The organism is Bartonella sp. AA126HLJHH (genome assembly GCF_042197425.1).
Classification (GTDB): domain Bacteria; phylum Pseudomonadota; class Alphaproteobacteria; order Rhizobiales; family Rhizobiaceae; genus Bartonella.
The window spans coordinates 1-1825 of the sequence record NZ_JBHIRU010000076.1 but is presented as its reverse complement, the minus strand read 5'-3'; the positions used below and the strand labels follow the sequence as shown (position 1 = coordinate 1825).

General features: G+C 47.2%; 1 protein-coding gene and 1 pseudogene. Both read right to left on the bottom strand.

Annotated features, from left to right (window positions below; genetic code table 11):
• A pseudogene (locus ACFIQC_RS09720) lies at positions 1-1565 on the bottom strand (hypothetical protein); the annotation flags it as partial.
• 17 nt (positions 1566-1582) lie between these two features.
• On the bottom strand, positions 1583-1816 hold the full coding sequence (locus ACFIQC_RS09715; protein WP_375646701.1) for a hypothetical protein: 234 nt from the start codon (positions 1814-1816) through the stop codon (positions 1583-1585).
• Between the last annotated feature and the right edge of the window lie 9 nt (positions 1817-1825).

Genomic DNA, 1825 nt, shown 5'->3' with positions numbered 1-1825 from the left:
ACCTGCCCTGCCGTCTCTCCTGAACGCGCCGCAGACTCTGCTACCGCTTTCGCTTCAGAAGCTAATTTTGTAGCCTCTTCTGCACTCTGTTGGGCTTGATGAGCCGTTGCTGTTGCACTATCCGCTGCACTCTTGGCTTCTTCTGCTGTGGTCCTCGCTGTATTTGCCACTGTAACAGCGCTTTCTGATGCTACTTTAGCTTCCTTAGCTACGCTTTCTGCTGTTGCTGTCGCTGTCGCTACCGATTGTTTTACTTCCTCCACTAAACCTTTTGCCTCAACAGCTGTCGTTTTACTTTCATTGGCTAACGTTGCTGCCTGATCTGCTACTTTCTTCGCTTCAGCGGCTTGAGACAGTGCTTCTGAAGCATCTTGTTGCGCTGTTGATGTCTCTAACGCCTGTTTTGCTTCTTGCACCATAGTCTTGGCTTCAGAAGCTGTAACTGTCGCATCATCTGCCTTCTTTTCGGCTCTTGCGGCTTTCTCTTCTGCCGTCTCTGCTGTGCTCTTAGCTTCTTGCGAAAGGACATGAGCATCCTCTGCTTTATTCTTCGCTTCCACCGCTGTGTCTTTTACACTATCCGCTAACTGCTTTGCATTATTCGCTAACGTTTCTGCTAAATGTGCTGTCGTCTTAACTTCTTCAACCAATTGTTTGGCTTCACCAGCTTTAGTCTTGGCTTGTGTAGCAACGTCTTCTATTGTTAAAGCCCTCTGCTCTACTCCTTCTGCTGTCCTTTTGGCTCCCTCAGCTGTATTCTTGACATGATCAACCGATTGCTTAAGATCATGAGCTACCGACAGAGCTTTAGACGCCGTTTCTTTTGCATCACCGGCTACCGAAGAGGCTCTATCAGCTGTCATCTTGGCTTCAGAAGCTGTCGTGAGAGCTTGCCCACTGTTCGTTGCTGCTGTTTCTGCAACATTCTTCACCTCGCCCATCACCTGCTTGGCATCATCAAAAGCGCTCTTGGTTTGTTCGGAAAGTGTTTTTGCATCTCCTGCCGTTGCCTTGGCTTCTCTTGCCTCTGTCAAAGCTGTCTCTACTGTGCTTTGAACTTGTGTCACTCTTTGAGAGCTTTCCGTGACCGTTGTCGCCACTCTATCAGCTGCACCTTTAGTATCATCCGCAATACGCTTGGCTTCTTGCGCTAACCTCTCAGCCGCTTCTGACTTCATCTTGGCATCTTCTGAAGAGGTTTTCGATACCTCTGCTGTTGTCTTGGCGGCATTGGATACTGTTAATGCCGTATTTGCCTGCTCTAAAGCTGTCTCTGCTGTCGTCTTGGCTTCAGAAGCTACAGTAACTGAACTCGCTGCTGTGTCTGCTATAGTTTTCGCTTGATCTGCTGTTTGTTGCGCCCCATTCGCACGCGCCATGGCTTTTTCTGCTTCTTGCCTTGCATTAACAACCTGCTCTAACGGCGCAAAGGTTTCATACGAATACAAAGATGCCGTCCCTAAAAGCTTCGGAACAACAACACTGTCTTGAGAAGTTCCTGCTATCATTTCTTCTCTCGTCGCGACAGGTATCAAATATTCATGTTCATGATCGGGTATCTTCATCTGCTTTATTCCTTCATTCAGAGGGCTTCATCCAATGAACACTCTTTCAAATCTTCAAGCTCTTCTCTTAAGGTTTCTAAGCGCTTCTCTAAATCTTTCAGTGAACCATCAAGCTCCGTTTTCAAAGCTGCTTTCAGTAAATCAAAAACGCCATTAAGCGGCGCATGTACAAATACTTCCCCCGAATACAAAACGACCCGTACTTGAGACGGGTCGCTAATCTCTGATATCGCAAACGGTTTTAATGACATTTCAACTCC

Bases quoted from the DNA above. Each gene is read 5' to 3' on its own strand.
- ACFIQC_RS09715 (WP_375646701.1), bottom strand. From the start codon at position 1,816: ATGTCATTAAAACCGTTTGCGATATCAGAGATTAGCGACCCGTCTCAA.